Genomic DNA, 20,728 nt, shown 5'->3' with positions numbered 1-20,728 from the left:
CTGAACGATCCGCTGCCAGCTTGCCACCGAGTCAAAACCCGACATCTGTAAATAGCCAGAACACGACATTAGGATATAGCCGCTACAAATCAATTAATCGATAATTTGCATTATGTAAAACAGAAACAAACCTCAATGAGGCGCGTTATGCAGTCGGTCTTCGCCTGCGCCTCACATCTCGTCTATCACATACGGGTGAGCCAACCGCGCTTCGCTCCGAGCAACTCGATCAGCATTGGGTCAGAAGGGTTTAGGTGATCGATCCAAAACGACACATCAACGAGATTCGTTCAACCTCCTGCCGGCGATGTGGAAGAGGCAACGAAGGCGTAGGCTGCCTCCATCACGCCGATGGTCAACTGTTTTGACGAAGCTGGAGAGAGCCTTGTCGGGACACTTCCCTTTCGTTTGGCTCTTCCTCAAAGGCCGCTTGGGGCCCGTTGTTGTCGTCCGGCGACGGTTTCAAAACATCTCAAATGGACAACCGAGCCCTTTTCCGTCTGCCCCACCGAGTGCGCCAACCGTCGCCACTCGGAGATTCGGCTATACCGAAGACGGACACGGTGCCCAGGATAGGCAAAGTAACGAGGTATTTATTCATTTCCTGATTTTCTATAGGCCCGGAATCATACAGGGCCATGGTTTAAGGCGGCCTTTCAAGGTTACGCCCTACCGAAGCCACGCCCGACTAGCTTGGGACGTCCTCCCGCCGCTCGCGGCGCTGCTTTTCCAGCCATAGAGCCAGGCCCAACGCCGAACCACCAGCAATCATTAAGCTGGCGAGCCAGCCCAGATGCTCGCTAATCCGAGTGAAGAACAAGGTGTACGCTTGAATGATGAAGAACGTCACGCCATACCCCCTGAGCATCCGGTAGCTCTGTCGGATGCCAGCGAGAACAAGGCCGAGATTCAGCGCGGCCCAGGCCAGATTGAAGATCGCGAGTTCGCCTGCACCGGCTTCGTGCAAGGGGCCGTCGATTTCGGCGAAATTGCCGAAAATCGACAGCAGCCACAGCGCCATCTCGGTCAGAAACAGGCCAAAAGAAATCCACACCTTGCTGAAACTTCGGTAGGCCGCTAGCGGCCCAAGTTCGGCCTTGAGATGCAGTAGTCCCACGAGGGCAATGAAGGTCGACGCAACGAGGAACCGCAGTGGATAGTTCATGCCGAACCAATACGCGTTCCAGCCCGAACTGTAGCCAGTCACTCCGCCGAACCAGGAAAAGAACACCACTGCGGAAAGCGTCAGCAACAGAATATTGTTCAGCGCATAGCTCAGAACGAGGAGCATGACGAGATCGATCAGCAATAGCGCGGGCCAGTTGCCGGAGCCGGTGGAATAAATCATGCCGAGCACGAAGCTCAGGCCGATCAACGCGAAACCACCCAGCAGTTCCGCAGTTCGGCAACTCCATGGCCACGATCGCTTTCGCAGCCTCCAACCTGTGATGAACATTCCGCCTGTGACGAGCGCTAACAATACGGCCAGATGCCATAGACTGGGAACGAACACATCACGCAGCGAGATCACCGCACCCGCGGCTGCGGCGACCGCGCCAAAGATCAGGAACCAGCGGCCCAGCGAACGCCAGTCCCAGTGGCCTAACGGATATAGCGCGGACAGTCGGCAATGCGTCGCATTGTCCAACAAGCTTTCACGCATGAGTTGATCGAGCTCAGCACGTACTACTTTGTTTCGGTTCATTGCGTCACCACTTCCGCGCGTCGTTCGAAACACCAGCCAAGCACCACGCCCGCCAGGCCCGCAATCAATAGAAACAGGCCCATGGACAGTCGCCCCCAAAAATGCTCGAAAAAGCGCGTGTACAGATCGATGCTCAAGAAAACGATGCCGAAGCCGGTCAGTTTTCCATCTCTAAAGCGTGCGCCAAGCACGATTTGCGCGACGCATGCCGCAGAGAAGCACAATATCCAGCCCAGAGCATGTGCCTCGCTATAGAAGTCCAGGGTCAAAAACCACAACGAACAGTTGCAGTAAAGCAGTCCGAAGATGACATAGAGCCTGCCGAATCCGGCATAGCGCGCTAGCATGCCTTCTTCCGCATGCTGATGCCATAGGCCCAATGCAGCGCACATGGCGCCGGTGAGAGCCATGGTCGGCGGATCCTGGATGGCAGCCGCGTACGCGCCGTCGCCCGCATATTCGTGCCAGGCGCCAAGGCCGTGAAACAGGCAAAGCAGTGAGAGAATCAGTGGCCAGCGCAGATGGTAGACATATGCCGTTGCCATGCTAAGCGCGGCGGTCACGATCAACAGGGAAAACATTCGGTCGGCGCCAAGGTCGTCGCTGCGAGCCAGAGTCAGCAGCGTCATGGCACCGTAGGCCGCAGCGAGCCCGATCGTAACCAGTGCACTTCCTGTAACGGGATGCCGCTGCGCCGGGTCGGAGATCATCCTTATACCGCAATACCAGAGTCCCCACGCAACGGCAGCGAGAAGCACGCCATTTACGCCGGCGGATGCCGTGCTTAGACCAATAACGGAGAGGACCGCCATGCCGAGCAGGAAGATCGCGGCAAGACCCAGCCAGGTGATCAGGCCTGAAAGCGCCGAGCCCTCGCGGTCATAGCGGTGCCCCAGTTGCGCCGACAACGCTGCGCTAATGAGGCCGCGGTGGCACCAATCGGCGCTTTCGCACGCCATCAATTCGGATTCAGCTTTCTTCATCGATTACTTTCTTGGAGGCTGCGCAGATCGAGCGTGCCAGTAGAAAAGGTTTTGGATAGGGACGCGTTATAGCTCTTGCCACTGCAAACGTGAGGTTTGAGACAAGCGAATCGCTTTAACGCTGAGCGAGACCTAACTTGGCACGTTTGAGCCATTCACGATTGTGAGCGCGGGCAAAACGTGTCCAGTGCTTCGAATCGTGCAGAATCTCGGCAAAGAGTTCGCGTGCGCGTTCACGGTCGCCCGTGCCGTTTTGGCTCATCAGCCATTCCGCAAAGCGGCATCGCGCGGACGCATCATCGCAGTGTCTTACGGCTTGCTCGAACGCAGCACGTGTTTCACGATGATTCAAGGCGGCCAAGGTTTGCGCATACAGCAATGCCGGGCGCGCTTCCGACCGGGACTGGGCATGTGCTTCGAACATCTTCGTTAGCGTCACGCGAGCGTTTTCATAAAGCTCTTCGGCAAATTGTGCGCGCGCGAGTCCGAACAGCAAGGCGGGTTCCGTTGCGAACGGCCCTTGTGCCGCATACTCGAAATGTTCTCTCGCTTTCTGCACATTTTCCGCCCCCCCACTTTCGAGTAGAGCGTTGCCCAAGCGCATACGGTTTTCAACGGTAGGCGCGCGGTCGAAACCTCTATGAGCCTCTCGCAGACCCCGGTTTGGGTCAAGGACCCGGACAGCGGTTTGACCCGCCACCTTAGCGGAACGTGAAAAGCGCAACTCCGGCAGATAGATTGAGAAGAAGTACACAAGGCTCCCCATCAGCGGAAAGGCGAACAGGATGTATAGCCAATATGTGTCTTGTCTTGATCGAACCGCGTGAACGGCAAAGCAGAGTGCAATGACGATATGAATGCCAATGCCGAGAATGGAGAACGGGGAATATTCCAGCAAGTCCGAAATCATAAATGCAAAATAAAGTGTTCTAAGTCTGTCGGTCGGTTAAGCCTGCGAGGGTAGGCGAAAAATATGCATGGTCATGCGAATTGACAGAATTTGATCTTTGCCTGATCGGTGCCGCGAGGTAGCCGTGGTCTTCAATGCGTTATCGCCCGTATGACCGGCATTCACGACCATCGCGCGTGGAGTAGGCGACGTTCTGATGACGACACACGCACTGCGTCGTCACCGAAACACGGAAGACTCAGTTTTTGCCAATTTCTACCGATCGCAGGGATGCTGTGCCGGATCACACACAGAGCAGCCACGTCTCGCCGCACCCATTGCTTTCTTCTTCAGGCCGATCAATACACGAGAGACATCGATGTGCTCGACAACTATGCACGCCAGACTGTCGGGCATGACGCCGCTGATGCTTGCCCTCCAACGTTTGTCAATGCGCTTTGATTGATACGCATGCCGAACGATAATTTGCGTATGTCACTTACACGCGCCCCGCGCCCCGCGCCCATCACCGCCTCGCGTTCAACTTCCGCCATAGCGTCGTCTTACTGATCCCCAACGCCTTGCAGGCCGCATCGCGATCCCCTCCGAATTCGTTCAGCGTCGCGCGCACCTGATCCGCTTCCGCCGAACGGCTCAACTGACGCAAACTCGGATTCCCACCCGCGTCATGCGCCGCGCCGAACACTTCCGGCGCGATCGCCTCGAAGTCCGCCAGCGTCAGTTTCGATTCACGCCCGTTCCTGGCCGGCATATGCGCGATCTCCACGGCAACGCGCTCGATGACGTTCTGCAATTCGCGCACGTTCCCCGGCCACCGATACGCGCTCAGCGCGGCTTCGAGCGGCGCCAGCACCTTACGCACCGCATCGCGATTCGCAAGCCGCTGCGCGAGCGCTTTGTCGCGGCTCGCGGCCTGCGCGAGCAGTTCCGCCGCCAGCGGCAGGATATCGCCGGGACGCGCACGCAAAGGCGGCAGCGCAATGCTGAGAATGTTGATCCGATAAAACAGGTCGGCCCGGAACGACCCGTCCTGCACGCCGTCCGCGAGCGTGCGATGCGTCGCCGCAATCACGCGGATATCCACGCGCGTCGGCTCCGTCGATCCGAGCCGCACCACTTCCCGTTCCTGCAACACGCGCAGCAGCCGGCTTTGCAGCGACGACGGCATCTCGCCGATTTCATCGAGAAACAGCGTGCCGCGATGCGCCGCCTCGATCAGCCCCGCCTTGCCGCCCCGGCGCGCGCCCGTGAACGCGCCCTCCTCGTAGCCGAACAGTTCGCTTTCCAGCAAGGCTTCCGAAAACGCGCCGCAGTTGATCGCGACGAACGGAAAGTCCTTGCGGCGACTCATCTGATGCATGCTCTGCGCGACCATCTCCTTGCCGGTGCCGCTTTCGCCAAGAATCAGGACCGTGGCATCGGACGTCGCGTATTTGCGCACCTGCGCCTTCACGCGACGCATGGCCTCCGAATCGCCGACGATCGATTCGAGCTGGTAGCGCGCGACGAATTCCTGCGCGCCCTGCCGCGAGCGCAGCGTCCGGTCCAGCCGCTCGACCGCGCGCGATTCCTGAAACGTGAAGATGGTGCCGCCCGATGCGCCCTCTCCGCCCAGCGGACCACGATGGATCGCGTAGCTGACGCCGTGCACGCGGCCCACCACGTCCTCACCTTCCGCAGGCAGCAGGCCATCGAGCGCAGGCGCGACATCGAGCAGCGTGTGGCCGACGACGCGCGCGGCATCGGTCAGACCGAGCGCCGTCAGCAATCGGCGATTGATCGCTTCGATGCGCCCGTCGGCATCGACCGCGACCACGCCGTCGCGCAGATGCTGCAGGAGGTTGTCGAGCCGCGTGCGCCGCCCGACTTCGCGGCGCATCGCCTGCGCGACTTCCAGCGCGGTCTCGAACGCCGATGCAACGGACGTGCGCGAGTAAAGGAACACCGACTGCATGCCGGCACGCGCGGCCAGATCGGTCACGAGACCCGGCCCCACGACCGTATCGATGCCGCGGTCGCGCAAATCGAGCACGAGGTTTTCGGCGTCCTGCGCCGATCGATACGACTCGCAAGCGACGTCGATGGCGTACGCGGCGAGGAAGCGGCGAATCTCCGGCGGCGTGTCGCCGTGCGTGACGAGCGCCATGCGCGCATCGTCGCGCCGCGCCTTCGCGAGCGCCTGCATCACGTCGAAACCCGTCGGGCTGATGATGACGACCGGCACCGACACGCGCGACTTCAGATAAGCGCCGTTCGATCCGCCGCCGACCACGACGTCGGGCCGCTCGCCGGTTTCGGATTCGATGCGCGCCACGGCGTCCTCGTAGCCGAGCGCGATCACGTCGAGATCCGCGCGGTCGGCGTACTCGGCGCCGACATCCATGAACAGGTCGCGCAGCCGGCTGATGCCGACCGCCCAGATGCGCGGACGCGATGCGGTGTCTGCTTTCATGTTTTCTAAACGATGCGCCGAAGGGAACCCGCAGCTTAACGCGGCAATTCCCAGTTCGAAACCGCTATTTCATATGTGAAATCGACGAATGCCGGGCGCAGTCACGCGCCTCTTTCCAAATCAATGACTTACGCACCGAATCGCGGATGGCAAGGATATTGCAGGAAGTGGCGCCTTCTTGCGGAGACCTCAAACGTGAACACACCTACCCCACTCGGACACACCGCCGGCGCGCGTTTTCGCGCGGCCGTGCGCGACGAATCCCCCTTGCAGGTCGTGGGCGCCATCACGGCGTATGCGGCGAAGATGGCCGAAGCGGTCGGCTTCAAGGCGCTGTATCTGTCGGGCGGCGGCGTGGCCGCCAACTCGCTCGGCATGCCGGACCTCGGCATCAGCACGATGGAAGACGTGCTGACCGACGCGCGCCGCATCACGGATGCGTCGTCATTGCCGCTCATGGTCGATATCGATACCGGCTGGGGCGGCGCGTTCAACATCGCGCGCACCGTCCGCTCGTTCATCAAGGCGGGCGTGGCGGCCGTGCATATCGAAGACCAGGTGGGCCAGAAGCGCTGCGGGCATCGTCCGGGCAAGGAAGTCGTGTCGAAGGGCGAGATGGTCGATCGCGTGAAAGCGGCTGTCGATGCGCGCACCGACGACTCGTTCGTTATCATGGCGCGCACCGACGCGGCCGCCGCGGAAGGCATCGATGCCGCGATCGAACGGGCCGTCGCGTACGTCGAAGCCGGCGCGGATATGATCTTCCCCGAAGCGATGAAAACGCTCGACGACTATCGGCGCTTCAAGGCGGCGGTCGGCGTGCCGATTCTCGCGAACCTGACCGAATTCGGCTCGACGCCCTTCTTCACGGTCGACGAACTGAAGGACGCCAATGTCGATATCGCGCTGTACTGCTGCGGCGCGTATCGCGCGATGAACGCGGCGGCGCTGAATTTCTACGAGACCGTGCGGCGCGACGGCACGCAGAAAGCCGCCGTCGAAACCATGCAGACGCGCGCGGATCTGTACAAATATCTCGGCTATCACGCATACGAAGACAAGCTGGACCAGTTGTTTTCGGCACAGAAATAACCCGCATTCAGGAGACGAACGATGAGCGAAGCAGACAACAGCACCGCAACGAGCGGCTTCAAGCCGAAGAAGTCGGTTGCGCTTTCAGGCGTGACCGCCGGCAACACGGCCTTGTGCACGGTCGGACGCACCGGCAACGACCTGCACTATCGCGGCTACGACATTCTCGATCTCGCCACCACGAGCGAATTCGAGGAAATCGCGTATCTGCTCGTGCACGGCAAGTTGCCGGGCGCCGCCGAACTCGCGGCCTACAAGACCAAGCTGAAAGCGCTGCGCGGCCTGCCCGCGAACCTCAAGGCCGCGCTGGAATGGATTCCGGCTTCCGCGCATCCGATGGACGTGATGCGCACCGGCGTCTCCGTGCTCGGCACCATCCTGCCCGAGAAGGACGATCACAACATTCCCGGCGCGAAGGACATTGCCGACAGGCTGATGGCTTCGCTCGGCTCGATGCTGCTTTACTGGTACCACTATTCGCATAACGGCCGCCGCATCGAAGTGGAAACCGACGACGATTCCATCGGCGGGCACTTCCTGCATCTGCTGCACGGCGTCGAACCGTCGAAAGCCTGGGTCGATGCGATGCACGTCTCGCTCAACCTCTACGCCGAGCACGAGTTCAACGCATCGACCTTCACGAGCCGCGTGATCGCGGGCACGGGTTCGGACATGTACTCGTCGATCACCGGCGCGATCGGCGCGCTGCGCGGCCCGAAGCACGGCGGCGCCAACGAAGTCGCGTTCGAGATTCAGTCGCGCTATCGGAACGCCGACGAAGCGGAAGGCGACATCAAGCGCCGCGTCGAAAACAAGGAAGTGGTGATCGGCTTCGGCCATCCGGTCTATACGATCTCGGACCCGCGCAACAAGGTCATCAAGGAAGTCGCGAAGACGCTCTCGAAGGAAGCCGGCGACACGAAGCTCTTCGACATCGCCGAGCGGCTCGAATCGGTGATGTGGGACGCGAAGAAGATGTTCCCGAACCTGGACTGGTTCAGCGCCGTGTCGTATCACATGATGGGCGTGCCCACGGCGATGTTCACGCCGCTGTTCGTGATCTCGCGCACCTCGGGCTGGAGTGCGCATATCATCGAGCAGCGGATCGACAACAAGATCATCCGGCCGAGCGCGAACTACACCGGTCCGGAGAATCTTCCGTTCGTTCCGCTTGCCGAGCGCACGTAAGAGGCGCATGTTGCATCTTCGCGCGAGAAGCCGGACGCGCGCGAAGTCACTCCTCGCCGCCGCGTCAGGCGGCGGGGCCGTTCGATGAAGCAAGGCTTTTCGCCCCACGATACCTTTGAGCATGGCGCCTTCGCGCACAGACATGCGATGAGCGAGACACGGCCATGAATACTGCCAACCGCAAACCTCTTCCCGGCACGCATTGCGACTACTTCGACGCCCGCGCGGCCGTCGATGCCATCCGCCCCGGCGCTTACGACGCCCTGCCCTACACCTCGCGCGTGCTCGCGGAGAATCTCGTGCGCCGCTGCGATCCGGCGCTGCTCGACGCCTCGCTGCTGCAACTGATCGAGCGCAAGACCGAGCGCGATTTCCCGTGGTATCCGACGCGCGTCGTGTGTCACGACATCCTCGGGCAGACGGCGCTCGTCGATCTCGCGGGCCTGCGCGACGCCATCGCGAGCCAGGGCGGCGATCCGGCCAAGGTGAATCCGGTGGTGCCGGTTCAACTGATCGTCGATCACTCGCTCGCCGTCGAATGCGGCGGTTTCGACCCCGATGCCTTCGCGAAGAATCGCGCGATCGAGGACCGGCGCAACGAAGACCGCTTCGACTTCATCAACTGGACGAAGAAGGCGTTCAGGAACGTCGACGTGATTCCGCCGGGCAACGGCATCATGCATCAGATCAATCTGGAGCGGATGTCGCCCGTCATCCATGCGATCGACGGCGTCGCGTATCCCGATACCCTCGTCGGCACCGACAGCCACACGCCGCACGTCGATGCGCTCGGCGTGATCGCGATCGGCGTCGGCGGCCTCGAGGCGGAGAACGTGATGCTCGGCCGCGCATCGTGGATGCGTCTGCCCGATATCGTCGGCGTCGAGCTGACGGGCAAGCGCCAGCCGGGCATCACGGCGACCGACATCGTGCTCGCGCTGACCGAATTCCTGCGCAAGGAAAAGGTGGTCGGCGCCTATCTCGAGTTTTACGGCGAAGGCGCATCGAGCCTCACGCTCGGCGACCGCGCGACCATCTCGAACATGGCGCCGGAATACGGCGCGACGGCCGCGATGTTCTATATCGACGAACAGACGATTGCGTACCTTCGGCTCACCGGCCGCGACGATGCGCAGATCCGCCTCGTCGAAACCTATGCGAAAACCGCCGGACTGTGGGCCGATTCGCTCGCTAACGCGCAGTACGAACGCGTGCTGCGCTTCGATCTGTCGAGCGTCGAGCGCAACATGGCCGGGCCGTCGAATCCGCACAAGCGGCTGCCGACGTCGAAGCTCGCGGAACGCGGCATCGCGCAGAAATGGGTCGAGACGCCGGGCAAGATGCCCGAAGGCGCGGTCATCATCGCGGCGATCACCAGTTGCACGAACACCAGCAATCCGCGCAACGTGATCGCGGCGGCGCTGCTCGCGCGCAATGCGAACGCGCGCGGCCTTGCGCGCAAGCCGTGGGTCAAGTCGTCGCTCGCGCCGGGATCGAAGGCCGTGGAGTTGTATCTCGAAGAAGCCGGTCTGCTCGGCGAACTCGAAACGCTCGGCTTCGGCATCGTCGCGTTCGCGTGCACGACCTGCAACGGCATGTCGGGCGCGCTGGACCCGGTCATTCAGCAGGAGATCGTCGAGCGCGAGCTTTATACGACCGCCGTGCTCTCGGGCAACCGCAACTTCGACGGCCGCATTCATCCGTACGCGAAGCAGGCTTTTCTGGCGTCGCCGCCGCTCGTCGTCGCGTATGCGATCGCGGGCACCATTCACTTCGACATCGAGCAGGACTCGCTCGGCACGGACGCGAACGGTCAGCCCGTGTATCTCAAGGACATCTGGCCCGACGATGCGGAGATCGACGCCATCGTCGCGCAAAGCGTGAAGCCCGAGCACTTCCGCCGCGTCTACGAGCCGATGTTCGCCGTCACCGAGGCGCGCGACGAAGGCATCAGCCCGGTCTACGACTGGCGCGGCGAGAGCACCTACATTCGCCGTCCGCCATACTGGGAAGGCGCGCTCGCGGGCAAGCGCACGCTTTCGAGCATGCGCGCGCTGGCCGTGCTCGGCGACAACATCACGACCGATCACCTGTCGCCGTCGAACGCGATTCTCGCGGACAGCGCGGCCGGCGAATATCTGGCGAAGATGGGCTTGCCGGAAGAGGACTTCAATTCCTACGCGACGCATCGCGGCGATCATTTGACGGCGCAGCGCGCGACCTTCGCAAATCCCACGCTCGTCAACGAAATGGCCGTGGTCGACGGCGAGGTGAAGAAAGGCTCGCTCGCGCGCATCGAACCGGAAGGCAAGGTCACGCGCATGTGGGAAGCCATCGAAACCTACATGGAACGCAAGCAGCCGCTCATCATCGTGGCGGGCGCGGACTACGGGCAAGGTTCGTCGCGCGACTGGGCCGCGAAGGGCGTGCGGCTCGCCGGCGTCGAGGCGATCGTCGCCGAAGGCTTCGAGCGCATCCATCGGACGAACCTCATCGGCATGGGCGTGCTGCCGCTCGAATTCAAGGCGGGCGTGAATCGCCTGACGCTCGGCATCGACGGCACCGAAACCTTCGACGTGACCGGCGAGCGCAAGCCGCGCGCCGACCTGACGCTCGTGATCCGGCGCAAGGACGGCGCGTGCGTGGAAGTGCCGGTCACCTGCCGTCTCGACACCGCCGAGGAAGTGTCGATCTACGAAGCGGGCGGCGTGCTGCAGCGCTTCGCACAGGACTTTCTGGAATCGTCGAAGACCGCCGCGTAAGACCGCGGCCTTCGCGGATGCGGCGCCGCACGCCGCATCCTTTCTCTTTCGATACAGGACTCAAGCATGGCCTACGCACCTCAGATCCGAATCGCCGCGACCTACATGCGCGGCGGCACCAGCAAGGGCGTTTTCTTCCGGCTCGACGACCTGCCCGAAGCCGCGCGCGTGCCGGGCGCCGCGCGCGACGCGCTGTTCCTGCGCGTGATCGGCAGCCCGGACCCGTACGGCAAGCAGATCGACGGCATGGGCGGCGCGACGTCGAGCACGAGCAAGACCGTGATCGTTTCGCGCAGCACGCGTCCCGGTCACGATGTCGATTACCTGTTCGGACAGGTGTCGATCGACAAGCCGTTCGTCGACTGGAGCGGCAACTGCGGCAATCTGTCGGCGGCCGTCGGTCCGTTTGCGATCGCGAGCGGCCTCGTCGATCCCGAGCGCGTGCCGGACGACGGCGTCGCGGTCGTGCGCATCTGGCAGGCGAACATCGGCAAGACCATCGTCGCGCATGTGCCGATGACGCGCGGCGCGGTGCAGGAAACCGGCGACTTCGAACTGGACGGCGTGACTTTTCCTGCCGCCGAAGTGCAGCTCGAATTCCTCGATCCGGCCGCCGATGAAGAAGGCGCGGGCGGCGCGATGTTCCCGACCGGCCAGCTCGTCGACGACCTGGAAGTGCCCGGCATCGGCACGCTGAAGGCGACCATGATCAACGCGGGCATTCCGACGATCTTCGTCAACGCCGATTCGATCGGCTATACCGGCACCGAACTTCAGGACGCGATCAACGGCGACGACGCGGCGCTGCGGCGCTTCGAGACCATTCGCGCTTACGGCGCGCTGCGCATGGGGCTGATCGCGAGCCTCGACGACATCGCGAAGCGCCAGCACACGCCGAAGGTCGCGTTCGTCGCGCCGCCGGCCGCGTATGTGGCGTCGAGCGGCAAGCGCATCGGTGCGGAAGACGTCGACGTGCTGGTGCGCGCGATGTCGATGGGCAAGCTGCATCACGCGATGATGGGCACCGCCGCCGTCGCGATCGGCACGGCAGCGGCCATTCCGGGCACGCTCGTCAATCTCGCGGCGGGCGGCGGCACCCTCCGCGAAGTGCGATTCGGGCATCCGTCGGGCACGCTTCGCGTGGGCGCGGAAGCGGTCGAAGCGGACGGCGAATGGAAGGTCACGAAGGCCATCATGAGCCGCAGCGCGCGCGTGCTGATGGAGGGGAACGTGCGGGTGCCGGTGGATTCGCAAGCCTAAGGCATCGACGCGGTCGCGACAATACGCACTGCTTCGCGGCGCGAGAACGATTGGTGCTTCGACTTCGTTCTCGCGATGCCGCTCCACTATCGCGATTCGCGAAGAGGCGCGCTCGCGCTCCGATACCTATCGGCGTCTTGCGGCCTTCTGTCGTCTCGATGACCACGACATCGCCCACATGGCCCTCCCGCATCAGCTTCGAAGCGGCAAGCACGGTGGTGTCGGCACGGCACGTCACGACATCGAGCGTGCAAATCCGTCCTGCGTTCATGTCCACCCCGGCGCGGCACTCGCTGTCATGATTTCATGGCCAAGCATGAATATTCGTATCCGCGCGTCGTTGTTACGGGTCAATCGGTCGCGCGCCTTGCATTCGATCGGCGACGACTGATCCAGATCAATCGTCTGCCCTTGCACGGTGGAAGAATCGGATCGTTAGCCGCTTATCGGCGCGTGAGCGAACGCGGACATACAGCCATGATCAAGCCATTGTTTCGAATCGGAGCCGTGCTGAACGCGCCGACGCCGCGTGCCGTGGAAACCGAGCCGCCCGCCGTCATCGAGTTCCCCGCGCCGCGACGCAGCGGCGGCATGCCGCTTCTCGCCGCCCTCGCCGCGCGGCAAACCACCCGCAGCTTCTCGTCCGATGCGATCGATACCGGTCTGCTCGGCGACCTGTTATGGGCGGCTGACGGCATCAATCGCGATGTGGACGGCGGGCGCACGGCGCCATCGGCGCTCGGCGGATACGAGATCGACATCTATGTGCTGCTGGCCACGGGCTCGTATCGATACGACCCGACCGCGCACCAGCTCGTGCTCGTCGCGCCGTTCGACTTGCGCGCGACGACCGGCTACCAGGACTTTCTCGCGCATGCGCCGGTGGACCTCGTTTATGTCGCCGATCTGAACCGCATGCAGGACGTGCCGCCTCGCCAGCGCGAAAACTTCGCATGCGCGAGCGCCGGTGCGATTCTGCAGAACGTCTATCTGTTCTGCGCATCCGAAGGGCTCGCCGCAGCAGCACGCGGCTGGATGAATCGCACGGCGCTGGCCGTCAATCTGAAGCTGCCGGTCGGGTCGAGCGCCATGCTCGCGCAGACCGTCGGGCGCTTCGCTCGCGATTCCCGATACGGTTAGGCATCCGTACTATTTCGGGCGTCTTGCCTCGCACTGACGCAGGCCATGCCTCTAGACGCTGATGACCTTGTCGGACTTGAGATTGATCCACGCCATGCCTTCGCGCAGGCCCGCGAGCACCGCATCGCGCTCGCTTTCGAACTCGCCTGCATGTTTGAACCGATGCACGAATCGGCCGCCTTCCACGTTCGGATGCTCGACGGCGATCGTGCATACGATGCCTTCCGATGTTCGTTCGGCGTTGCATGTCACGGTCCAGTCCGCGCAATTCACTTGTCCCTTGATCGACATTTCCCTGCTCCTGTTCATCGTCGTATGCGGTACGGCGGCCATCGCCTATTTCGACTTTATCGATGCCCGCGCGCGCCGTCTTGAGCCAGGTCAAGGCGTGGTTCGTTGTTTCTGCCTCGTGATCGTTTGACCTGAGTCAAGCGCGTTTCATGAGCCGATCCATACACTCTTCCGCATGCAATGAGGCTTCCCTTCGATTCCGCCCTCTTCCTCAGACGAGTCCGCCATGTACCAACGCATCCTCGCGCCGATCGACGGCAGCATCACTTCCACGCACGCCTTCGAAGAGGCGCTCAAGATCGCGCGGGACAACGGCGCCATGCTTCAGCCGCTCTTCATCGTCGATCTTCAGCCGGTGACCTATACCGCGGCCGCGACCTTCTATCCCGACATGCGCGATGCATTGCTCGAAGAAGGCCGGCGCCTGACTAAGCAAGCGGCCGAGCGCATGGCGCGCGAAGGCGTGAAGGGCGAGCCGCGCATCGCCGAAGTGAAATTGACGGGCGATGACATCGGCGAGCGCATTCTTCATTGCGCAGAAGATTTCGGCGCGGACCTCGTCGTGATGGGAACGCACGGACGGCGCGGCTTTCAGCGCGTCCTGCTCGGCAGTGTCGCCGAGCGCTTCATTCGGCTCGCGCGCTGTCCCGTCATGTTGGTCCCGGGACGCGAAGCCGAAGCACAGGCAAAGCAAGCGGAGGAAGCAGCGCAAGTCGCGCAATGATCGAGGACCTGCGTCCGGGACTTCAATCGCATTTCCCTACTTTGCAGGGCGGCGATGCCAGGGCCACATGAGCAAGATCGAAGCATCGATGAACCGCACGCCCGGTTGCGGCGCCATGCGTACGCGAAGGCGGCTCTTGCGGGAGCCATCGTGTTCGCGGCGTGGTGGCTGGGCATTCAGCGCCTTCTTTCGGTTTGCGTTGCCGGGGCGCTCGAAGAGGCATGGCTCTGGACAGCCGCCGTCGCGTGCGCGCTGCTCGTCGCATCGCTCGTCTTTCTCGTCGTGCGACAACGCGCGTCTCGTTCCATCGCCGTAAGCGGAGCGCTGACGCACGCGCGCCTCGACGGCATCATCCGTTCGACGACGGAAGCCATCATCACGATCGATTCGGCTCAGCGCATCGTCCTCTTCAATCCGATGGCCGAGCAGGTCTTCCGTTGCCCCGCGAGCGATGCGATCGGTGCGTCGCTGTCACGCTTCATTCCCGAGCGCTATCGCGCGGCGCATGAGCATCAGGTCCGGCAGTTCGGCACGACCGGCGTATCGGACCGGCAGATGGGCGCGCAGCGCGTGCTGTTCGGCTTGCGCGCCGACGGCGAAGAGTTTCCCATCGAAGCATCCATCTCGCAGACCGAAGACGACGACGGCAAGCTCTTCACCGTCGTCCTGCGCGATGTCACCGATCGCGTGAAAGCGGCAGCGCAGCTCGAACAGTCGCGTGAAGAACTGCGCGCGTTGTCTGTCAATCTTCAGCAACTGCGTGAGAACGAGAAAAGCCGCATTGCACGCGAACTGCACGACGATCTCGGTCAGACGCTGACCGCGCTCAAAATGGATGTCTTCGCGCTCGAAGCGGAACTCGCCGCGCGCAAGGCTCATGATGCGAATATTGCCGATCGCCTGAAGCGCATGCTCGGTCTCATCGATCGCAATATCGCTTCGCTGCGGCGCATTGCGGCGCATCAGCGGCCCGTCATGCTCGACGATCTCGGACTCAACGCGGCCATCGACTGGCTCGTGGACGACTTCGTTCAACGCTATCGCATCGATGTGACGCACACGCTCGATACCGGCGACATCGTGTTCAACGCGCACGCAGCGACGACGGTTTTCCGTATCATCGAGGAAGCGCTCGCGAATGTCGCCCGCCATGCGCACGCCAGCCGCGTCGAACTGTCGATTCAAGCCAAGGAACGCGATTGCATACTGCGCGTGAGCGACGATGGCATCGGCGCGCGTGCACTGCCTGCGCCGAACGGAAAATGCTTCGGCCTGATCGACGTGCGCGAGCGTGCGAATGCACTGGGCGGCCGCGTGTGCGTCGATTCGATGCCGGACAACGGCTTCGTCCTGACCGTGGTCCTGCCCCGAGAAGCGGTGCACGAAAAGGAATCGCAACCATGACGACGAAAGTGCTGATCGCGGACGACCACACGCTCGTACGCGACGGACTGCGCCACATTCTCGCCAACGCAAGCAGCTTCGAGGTGGCCGGCGAAGCGAGCGATGGCCCGGGCACGCTCGCCCTCGTGCGCTCCACGCCGGCTCACGTGCTCGTGCTCGATCTCTCGATGCCGGGCCGCAGCGGCCTCGAACTGCTCAAACAGATCAAGGACGAAATTCCCGCGCTTCGCATTCTCGTGCTGACCATGCATGCGGAGCAGCAATATGCCGCGCGCGCGTTCAAGGCCGGTGCATCGGGCTATCTCACGAAGGAAAGCGCCAGCGCGGAACTGGTCTCCGCCGTCACGAAGGTCGCGGCGGGCGGCGCATACGTGAGCCTCGCGATGGCCGAGCGCTTCGCGCAAAGCCTGACGGAACCGGCGGATGCGTTGCCGCACCAGCGCCTGTCGGATCGCGAGCACGAGGTGTTTCGCCGATTGTGCGCAGGCGAATCCATCAACCAGATCGGCGAAGCGTTGTGCGTGAGCGCGAAAACCATCAGCACGTACAAGGCGCGCATTCTCGAGAAGATGCAGATGCCGCATGAAGCGGCGCTCGTGCGCTATGCCGTCAAGCATCATCTGTTCGACGACGAGAACGACGACGTCTGAATTTCGTCCGTCAGGATTTCCCTACACGCCTGCCGAAGCGCCTACGGAAGTTTCCGCCACCGCCGATTCATTTCGGAATTTACGCAGCCGATAATCGAACGCATGGATTCATCGGCCGCGCCGGAAGCACCACGGTGCGCGCGAACCAACGTTCGACCGGAGGCGCAGCATGTTTCCCATAAGCGAAGCCAGACCCATCGTCGGCCACAACGAAGCACCCGCGCCGCGTCGCGCGTTTCAGATCGCGGACAACTCATCGCAGCGCGCAACACGCCAGGGAATGCGCTGCTCGACTTGCTCGATGCAGCGTGTCTGCATGCCGAGCGCTCTCTCGCCGGACGAATGCGAACGGCTCGACGCGATCATCTGCGCGACGCGCATCGTGCGGCGCGGCGAGACGCTCTATCGCTCCGGCGATGCATTCCAGAGCGTCTACACCGTGCGCAGCGGCTGTTTCAAGACCGTCGTCGTGCATCGCGACGGCAACGAGCAGGTCACGGGCTTTCATCTCGCGGGCGATGCGCTCGGACTCGACGGCGTGAGTTCCGACAGCCACACGTGCGACGCGCTCGCGCTCGAAGACAGCGTCGTCTGCATCATTCCGTTCGATCTGCTCGAACTGCTTTGCCGCGAAGTCAAGGCGATCCAGCATCACGTGCATCGCCTGATGAGCAGCGAGATCGTGCGTGAGTCCAATCTCATGATGCTGCTCGGCACGATGTCGGCGGAACAGCGCGTCGCTGCGTTCCTGCTCAACATCTCGGCGCGCATGAAGGCGCGCGGCTATTCGCCCGCGCAATTCGTGCTGCGGATGACGCGCGAGGAGATCGGCAGCTATCTCGGCCTCAAGCTCGAAACCGTGAGCCGCATGTTCTCGAAGCTGCAAAAGGCGGGCGTGGTCGATGCGCGCGGCAAGGAAGTGCGCATACTGAATCAGGCGAGCCTCGAAAGCGTTTGACGCGCGATTGCGCTTGGCTATGCGCCGTTGATGCAGATCAACGAGCCTCGCGGCCGCGGATCGCATCATCGGTGCGTACCTTCATTCGTTGCGCGCCATGCTTCTCGCTCTTTCTCGTCATCGTGCATTCGCTGCGCTGCTTGCCGTTCTCATGTCGTGCGCATCGCGCGCGCTGGCGCAATCCGAACCGAGCGCGCTGATCGATCAGCAACACTGCATGTTCTGCCATACCAACGACGCGCCGTTTCTTGCGCCATCGTTCCAGCAGATCGCAAACCGGTATCGCGACGATCCGCAAGCGCAAGCCATGCTGGAGCACAAGCTGCGCGCGGGCGGCCGCACACACTGGGGCGACATGGCCATGCCGATGCCCGCCGAACGCGGCGGCGCGCTTTCGCCGGAAGATGCGCATGTGCTCGTCGAATGGGTGTTGCGTCATTAGTCGCGACGTCACGCTAAGGACACGATCGAACCGGACACGCATCGTGATGCATGACGAACCCGGGCGCGATGCCGGGACGCAACGCGAGCGCATAGAAGATCATGCGGAAGACACGTGCCGCTGTTCGAGCAGGCGCATGGCGTTGTCGAACGCACGATGAATCGCGATGCACACGTCCGCGTCCGAACCGCGCTCCACCGGGATCAGATCGAACGCCCGCGTGATGAGATCGAGCCGCGCATCGTAGCGCCGCGCGCCCGATGGATCACGATACGCTTCGACGGTCAGATGGCTGTTGGCAATATCGGTCGCGGCGCGTTCGAGCCGCACCAGTTCGACGCCGGCCACGCGCTCCGCGTCGTCCGAACCGGCGAACCCCCGATACGCAATCTGCATTCCGAGCCCCATGAGCGCTCTCCTCGTCCTTCTTCATGGCCGAGCCGCCGCTTCACGCGGCATCGTCCTGAGCACCTCGCTCCGGTGCGAGCACGAAGCCGCGAAACCGGATCTCGACCTTCTGTATCTCGCTCGCGCATTGCGTGTATAGCCAGCCGGGGCCGCCATCCATCGCGTACATGCCCCGGCACATTGCCTTCACGCTGATGCGCGCCCACCCGCGCTTCTCCGCCGATGGCGTGCGCGTGGCCCACAGGTACACCACGCCCGCTTCGAGCGGCCGCGCGGTTTCGATGGCGCGTTCATCGGCATAGCGTATGTGCGTGGCCGAATAACGCGTGACGTATGCCTTCGTGCGCGTCCAGAGCAGCGAGCACTCGTCCGGCCCCTGACAATCGACGGCGGCGAATTCGCGCGCCTGCAGCAACGCGGGCTCGGTCTCGCTGAAGCGATTCCAGCGCGCATCCGTCGAGCAGCCAGCCAGCGCGCTCAAGACAAGCGTGGCGCAAAACGATCGTGCTCTCATCCCGCGCTCCGTGGCGTCGCTATGGCGATGAGATGACAGTACCGCTAATTGCATCGCTCGAATTGACCTGGCTCAGCCTTGCACGTTTCGATACGGCCACGCGCGCGTCGCTGTCGGCCCGAAGCGCATCTGAAGTCAGCGTCGCCCGTGGACGTTAGTGGAAAACCCTAGCCTCTTCTTCTCATTGGCTGGGAATCGTATTTTTGTCCGGCGGGAGTGACGTGGCATTCTGCGTTATCGCGATCGCTTCCCTTCAGGCAACACTCAACGTGACACAGGAATCCACCGTCATCGGCGCCGAGCGCCTGCTGCTCGTGCTCACCGCGCTCGCGAGCCACGGCAAGGCCATGTCCGTGAAGGACATGCTCGGCGCGACCGGTCTCGCGCAAAGCACGCTTTATCGCCAGGTCGCGCTGCTCAAGCGCTGGGGCTTCGTGACGGAAGACGCGGGCTGCTATGCGCCCGGCCCCGTGAGCCTGCAGCTCGCGCTCGGCTTCGACATCAATTCGATGCTGGTCGAAGCGAGCCGCGACGGCATGGTGCAGCTTTCGCGCGCGACCCAGGAGAGCGTCGGACTCATCGTCGCCATCAACGATCAGGTGATTTGCCTCGAGATGATCGAGAGCACTCACTCGCTGCGCTGCTCGTTCGAAAAAGGCCGCGCGGTGCCGTTGCGCGCGGGCGCATCCGCCAAGTCGCTGCTCGCGTTCATGTCCGAGAAAACACGCAACGAAGCGCTCGATCGCCAGTTCGCCGACGACCACGCGGCGCGCGGCGCACTCGAAGCGGAACTGGAGCGCATCCGCGCGCGCGGTTACGCCGTGAGCGACAGCGAAGTCGATCCCGGCGTCTGGGGCGTGAGCGCGCCCGTGTTCCGCCGCACGTCGCGCGGCGCGGGCGCGAGCGCATCGATCACGCTGATGGCCCCGTCATCGCGCGCCGCGGGCCGCGAACGGCAACTCGCCGACTGGACCGTGCGCACGGCCAACAGCATTTCCGCCCGGCTGCAGTCCGCCTGAACTCACTCAACGACGACCACACACTCTGGAGCCCACACCATGAAACTGAAAAGCCTTCTTTCCGCTGCGAGCCTCGGCATGGCGCTGCTGACGGCGATCGCGCCCGGCACGGCATCCGCGCAGGATTCGAACGTGCTCAACGTCGCGACCGACGCGACCTTCCCGCCGATGGAATTCGTCGACAAGGGCCAGCGCACCGGCTTCGACATCGACATCATGAACGCGCTGGCCAAGGCGATGGGCAAGCAGGTCCAGTGGACGGACATCGACTTCAAGGGGCTGATTCCGGGTCTCGTGGCGAAGCGCTTCGACGCGGCGATCTCGGGCATCTACATCACGCCGGAGCGCGCGCAGGTCGTCGATTTCACGCAGTCGTATTTCGCGGGCGGTCTCTCCGCGCTCGTCAAGGCGGACTCGCCGATCAAGACCCTCGCCGATCTCAACGGCAAGAAAGTGACCGTGCAGGTCGGCACGAAGTCGGTCAATTTCCTGCGCGACAACTATCCGCAGGTGCAGCGCGTGGAAGTGGAAAAGAACCAGGAGATGTTCGATCTCGTCGGGATCGGCCGTGCCGACGCCGCCGTCACCGGCAAGCCCGCCGCGTTCCAGTTCGTGCGCACGCGCCCCGGTTTCCGCGTGCTCGACAAGGAGCTGACGACCGAAGCGTACGGCATCGCGGTGCGCAAGGACGAACCGCAACTGCGCGACCAGATGAACGCCGCGCTCGCGAAGATCAAGGCGGACGGCACCTACGACGCCATCGTGAAGAAGTGGTTCAGCGCGAGCGCCAGCACCACGGCTAGCGCGAAGTAACCCGGCGAATCCG

At 63.0% G+C, this 20,728-nt stretch carries 22 protein-coding genes; 14 read left to right on the top strand and 8 right to left on the bottom strand.

Annotated elements, in window-relative coordinates; translation table 11 throughout:
* Positions 1-688: 688 nt before the first annotated feature.
* The 4 genes from NCR39_RS22945 to prpR form a co-directional block, all read right to left on the bottom strand.
* Positions 689-1,705, bottom strand: a complete 1,017-nt coding sequence (locus NCR39_RS22945; protein ID WP_250454362.1) for a hypothetical protein — start codon at positions 1,703-1,705, stop codon at positions 689-691.
* A complete protein-coding gene (locus NCR39_RS22940; protein ID WP_250454361.1) occupies positions 1,702-2,688 on the bottom strand; it encodes a hypothetical protein in 987 nt (328 codons plus the stop codon). The genes NCR39_RS22945 and NCR39_RS22940 overlap by 4 nt, the downstream gene beginning before the upstream one ends.
* Positions 2,689-2,803: 115 nt before the next feature.
* Positions 2,804-3,586: a hypothetical protein gene (locus tag NCR39_RS22935; protein WP_250454360.1), complete on the bottom strand. Its 783-nt coding sequence runs from the start codon at positions 3,584-3,586 to the stop codon at positions 2,804-2,806.
* Between the two features lie 517 nt (positions 3,587-4,103).
* A complete protein-coding gene (gene prpR / locus NCR39_RS22930) occupies positions 4,104-6,050 on the bottom strand; it encodes a propionate catabolism operon regulatory protein PrpR (protein ID WP_250454359.1) in 1,947 nt (648 codons plus the stop codon).
* Between the two features lie 195 nt (positions 6,051-6,245).
* Between prpR and prpB the strand changes: the two genes are divergently transcribed.
* From prpB to prpF, 4 genes are all read left to right on the top strand, one after another.
* Positions 6,246-7,142, top strand: coding sequence for a methylisocitrate lyase (prpB, locus tag NCR39_RS22925; protein ID WP_250454358.1), 897 nt, complete (start codon positions 6,246-6,248; stop codon positions 7,140-7,142).
* A 21-nt stretch (positions 7,143-7,163) separates the two neighbouring features.
* On the top strand, positions 7,164-8,330 hold the full coding sequence (gene prpC / locus NCR39_RS22920) for a bifunctional 2-methylcitrate synthase/citrate synthase (RefSeq protein WP_250454357.1): 1,167 nt from the start codon (positions 7,164-7,166) through the stop codon (positions 8,328-8,330).
* Between the two features lie 164 nt (positions 8,331-8,494).
* On the top strand, positions 8,495-11,092 hold the full coding sequence (gene acnD / locus NCR39_RS22915; protein WP_250454356.1) for a Fe/S-dependent 2-methylisocitrate dehydratase AcnD: 2,598 nt from the start codon (positions 8,495-8,497) through the stop codon (positions 11,090-11,092).
* Positions 11,093-11,158: 66 nt separating this feature from the next.
* The gene (gene prpF / locus NCR39_RS22910) at positions 11,159-12,352 is read left to right on the top strand and encodes a 2-methylaconitate cis-trans isomerase PrpF (RefSeq protein WP_250454355.1); all 1,194 of its coding nucleotides are present in this window, start codon (positions 11,159-11,161) and stop codon (positions 12,350-12,352) included.
* Here the strand turns inward: prpF and NCR39_RS22905 are convergent.
* Positions 12,285-12,623: a CBS domain-containing protein gene (locus NCR39_RS22905; protein WP_250454354.1), complete on the bottom strand. Its 339-nt coding sequence runs from the start codon at positions 12,621-12,623 to the stop codon at positions 12,285-12,287. The genes prpF and NCR39_RS22905 overlap by 68 nt on opposite strands.
* Here NCR39_RS22905 and NCR39_RS22900 point away from each other — a divergent pair.
* Together NCR39_RS22900 and NCR39_RS22895 are read left to right on the top strand one after the other, a co-directional pair.
* Positions 12,531-12,743, top strand: a complete 213-nt coding sequence (locus NCR39_RS22900; protein WP_250454390.1) for a hypothetical protein — start codon at positions 12,531-12,533, stop codon at positions 12,741-12,743. The two genes, NCR39_RS22905 and NCR39_RS22900, sit on opposite strands and share 93 nt — an antisense overlap.
* An 86-nt stretch (positions 12,744-12,829) precedes the next feature.
* On the top strand, positions 12,830-13,492 hold the full coding sequence (locus tag NCR39_RS22895) for a SagB/ThcOx family dehydrogenase (RefSeq protein WP_250454353.1): 663 nt from the start codon (positions 12,830-12,832) through the stop codon (positions 13,490-13,492).
* A gap of 51 nt (positions 13,493-13,543) precedes the next feature.
* Here NCR39_RS22895 and NCR39_RS22890 read toward each other — a convergent pair whose 3' ends face one another.
* On the bottom strand, positions 13,544-13,783 hold the full coding sequence (locus NCR39_RS22890) for a UDP-glucose 4-epimerase (RefSeq protein WP_250454352.1): 240 nt from the start codon (positions 13,781-13,783) through the stop codon (positions 13,544-13,546).
* Here NCR39_RS22890 and NCR39_RS22885 point away from each other — a divergent pair.
* From NCR39_RS22885 to NCR39_RS22860, 6 genes are all read left to right on the top strand, one after another.
* Positions 13,773-13,913, top strand: a complete 141-nt coding sequence (locus tag NCR39_RS22885; RefSeq protein ID WP_250454351.1) for a hypothetical protein — start codon at positions 13,773-13,775, stop codon at positions 13,911-13,913. The two genes, NCR39_RS22890 and NCR39_RS22885, sit on opposite strands and share 11 nt — an antisense overlap.
* Positions 13,914-14,009: 96 nt before the next feature.
* On the top strand, positions 14,010-14,507 hold the full coding sequence (locus tag NCR39_RS22880) for a universal stress protein (RefSeq protein ID WP_250454350.1): 498 nt from the start codon (positions 14,010-14,012) through the stop codon (positions 14,505-14,507).
* A 150-nt stretch (positions 14,508-14,657) separates the two neighbouring features.
* Positions 14,658-15,911: a PAS domain-containing sensor histidine kinase gene (locus tag NCR39_RS22875; protein ID WP_250454349.1), complete on the top strand. Its 1,254-nt coding sequence runs from the start codon at positions 14,658-14,660 to the stop codon at positions 15,909-15,911.
* Positions 15,908-16,561 (top strand): response regulator, encoded by a 654-nt coding sequence (locus NCR39_RS22870; protein WP_250454348.1) that lies wholly within the window; start codon positions 15,908-15,910, stop codon positions 16,559-16,561. The genes NCR39_RS22875 and NCR39_RS22870 overlap by 4 nt, the downstream gene beginning before the upstream one ends.
* A 169-nt stretch (positions 16,562-16,730) precedes the next feature.
* Positions 16,731-17,519: a fumarate/nitrate reduction transcriptional regulator Fnr gene (gene fnr, locus NCR39_RS22865; protein ID WP_250454347.1), complete on the top strand. Its 789-nt coding sequence runs from the start codon at positions 16,731-16,733 to the stop codon at positions 17,517-17,519.
* A gap of 151 nt (positions 17,520-17,670) precedes the next feature.
* On the top strand, positions 17,671-17,961 hold the full coding sequence (locus NCR39_RS22860) for a c-type cytochrome (RefSeq protein WP_250454346.1): 291 nt from the start codon (positions 17,671-17,673) through the stop codon (positions 17,959-17,961).
* Positions 17,962-18,060: 99 nt separating this feature from the next.
* On the opposite strand, the gene NCR39_RS22855 is transcribed toward NCR39_RS22860, so the two are convergent.
* Complete coding sequence (locus NCR39_RS22855) at positions 18,061-18,369, bottom strand: hypothetical protein (RefSeq protein ID WP_250454345.1); 309 nt, start codon at positions 18,367-18,369, stop codon at positions 18,061-18,063.
* A gap of 40 nt (positions 18,370-18,409) precedes the next feature.
* Complete coding sequence (locus NCR39_RS22850; RefSeq protein WP_250454344.1) at positions 18,410-18,883, bottom strand: hypothetical protein; 474 nt, start codon at positions 18,881-18,883, stop codon at positions 18,410-18,412.
* 269 nt (positions 18,884-19,152) lie between these two features.
* Here NCR39_RS22850 and NCR39_RS22845 point away from each other — a divergent pair, with 269 nt between their 5' ends.
* Both NCR39_RS22845 and NCR39_RS22840 read left to right on the top strand, forming a co-directional pair.
* A complete protein-coding gene (locus NCR39_RS22845; RefSeq protein ID WP_250454343.1) occupies positions 19,153-19,902 on the top strand; it encodes an IclR family transcriptional regulator in 750 nt (249 codons plus the stop codon).
* Positions 19,903-19,941: 39 nt separating this feature from the next.
* A complete protein-coding gene (locus NCR39_RS22840; protein WP_250454342.1) occupies positions 19,942-20,715 on the top strand; it encodes a transporter substrate-binding domain-containing protein in 774 nt (257 codons plus the stop codon).
* The last annotated feature ends 13 nt before the right edge of the window (positions 20,716-20,728 follow it).

Origin of the sequence: Caballeronia sp. ATUFL_M2_KS44 (assembly GCF_023630965.1) — a bacterium.
GTDB lineage: Bacteria > Pseudomonadota > Gammaproteobacteria > Burkholderiales > Burkholderiaceae > Caballeronia > Caballeronia concitans.
This window is presented reverse-complemented; position numbering and strand designations above follow the sequence as displayed.

Excerpts from the sequence above, each read along its gene's own strand:
- NCR39_RS22945 (WP_250454362.1), bottom strand. The coding sequence starts at position 1,705 with ATGAACCGAAACAAAGTAGTACGTGCTGAGCTCGATCAACTCATGCGT.
- NCR39_RS22940 (WP_250454361.1), bottom strand. The coding sequence starts at position 2,688 with ATGAAGAAAGCTGAATCCGAATTGATGGCGTGCGAAAGCGCCGATTGG.
- prpR (WP_250454359.1), bottom strand. The coding sequence starts at position 6,050 with ATGAAAGCAGACACCGCATCGCGTCCGCGCATCTGGGCGGTCGGCATC.
- prpC (WP_250454357.1), top strand. The coding sequence starts at position 7,164 with ATGAGCGAAGCAGACAACAGCACCGCAACGAGCGGCTTCAAGCCGAAG.
- acnD (WP_250454356.1), top strand. The coding sequence starts at position 8,495 with ATGAATACTGCCAACCGCAAACCTCTTCCCGGCACGCATTGCGACTAC.
- prpF (WP_250454355.1), top strand. The coding sequence starts at position 11,159 with ATGGCCTACGCACCTCAGATCCGAATCGCCGCGACCTACATGCGCGGC.
- NCR39_RS22900 (WP_250454390.1), top strand. The coding sequence starts at position 12,531 with ATGGCCCTCCCGCATCAGCTTCGAAGCGGCAAGCACGGTGGTGTCGGC.
- NCR39_RS22905 (WP_250454354.1), bottom strand. The coding sequence starts at position 12,623 with ATGAACGCAGGACGGATTTGCACGCTCGATGTCGTGACGTGCCGTGCC.
- NCR39_RS22895 (WP_250454353.1), top strand. The coding sequence starts at position 12,830 with ATGATCAAGCCATTGTTTCGAATCGGAGCCGTGCTGAACGCGCCGACG.
- NCR39_RS22890 (WP_250454352.1), bottom strand. The coding sequence starts at position 13,783 with ATGTCGATCAAGGGACAAGTGAATTGCGCGGACTGGACCGTGACATGC.
- NCR39_RS22880 (WP_250454350.1), top strand. The coding sequence starts at position 14,010 with ATGTACCAACGCATCCTCGCGCCGATCGACGGCAGCATCACTTCCACG.
- NCR39_RS22870 (WP_250454348.1), top strand. The coding sequence starts at position 15,908 with ATGACGACGAAAGTGCTGATCGCGGACGACCACACGCTCGTACGCGAC.
- fnr (WP_250454347.1), top strand. The coding sequence starts at position 16,731 with ATGTTTCCCATAAGCGAAGCCAGACCCATCGTCGGCCACAACGAAGCA.
- NCR39_RS22860 (WP_250454346.1), top strand. The coding sequence starts at position 17,671 with ATGTCGTGCGCATCGCGCGCGCTGGCGCAATCCGAACCGAGCGCGCTG.
- NCR39_RS22855 (WP_250454345.1), bottom strand. The coding sequence starts at position 18,369 with ATGGGGCTCGGAATGCAGATTGCGTATCGGGGGTTCGCCGGTTCGGAC.
- NCR39_RS22850 (WP_250454344.1), bottom strand. The coding sequence starts at position 18,883 with ATGAGAGCACGATCGTTTTGCGCCACGCTTGTCTTGAGCGCGCTGGCT.
- NCR39_RS22840 (WP_250454342.1), top strand. The coding sequence starts at position 19,942 with ATGAAACTGAAAAGCCTTCTTTCCGCTGCGAGCCTCGGCATGGCGCTG.